The 638-nt window shown below is 63.0% G+C and carries 1 protein-coding gene; it reads left to right on the top strand.

Annotated elements, in window-relative coordinates; translation table 11 throughout:
• Positions 1-417 precede the first annotated feature (417 nt).
• A partial coding sequence (locus C9414_RS20805; RefSeq protein WP_219909131.1) for a hypothetical protein occupies positions 418-638 on the top strand: 221 nt, incomplete at its 3' end.

Here is a 638-nt window from a genome sequence, read left to right as displayed (position 1 = left end):
CGCTTGGCTGGCCGCTCTTTGTAGAGCCGAGCCCACGCTCGGCTGCATTTCGATCAGATATCGAATAATCGGTTCCGATGCGGATTCATCCACGCATGGCGTGGATCTACCGTGTCGACCAAGGTCGACACCTACCAACAGCCGCGCGGACAACCATCGCAGTTCCCAACAGCTGCAGGAATCTGTCAGAGGTGGGGCGGTGTCGGATTGCGGGGTGTCAGCCGCATGGGCCCGAGGCATGCCTCGGGCGGGTTGGGCAGGACGCCCAACCCTGGTCTTGCCGTGTGCGCAGGACAGCGCACACGAGCAAGGCGCCATCGAGCCTACAGGGACGTACTTGCGGCGTCCCCCGCAACCGGATCCACCCCGCCATCCCACGAATAGCCCGCCGTTGCCGTTGATTCGGCAGGGAGCGGGGTGCAACCCTGCAAAGCACCCCCCACCCTCACTTCACTGAATCGAAAACCGGTTTCGGCACGGCACTTGCACCTGCTCCAGCAGACAACCCCATCCCCTGTTTCTGGAACCGTTGCAGATGTCCCACTCCGTCACGTCGATCCTTTCGCAGATCCGCTCCTATCAGACCCAGATGGGACAGCCGGCGCTCAACCCGCTGGCCGAAGCACCGCGCAGCAATG

The organism is Bacillus sp. Nf3, assembly GCF_003028545.1.
Lineage (GTDB): Bacteria > Bacillota > Bacilli > Bacillales > Bacillaceae > Bacillus > Bacillus safensis.
This window is presented reverse-complemented; position numbering and strand designations above follow the sequence as displayed.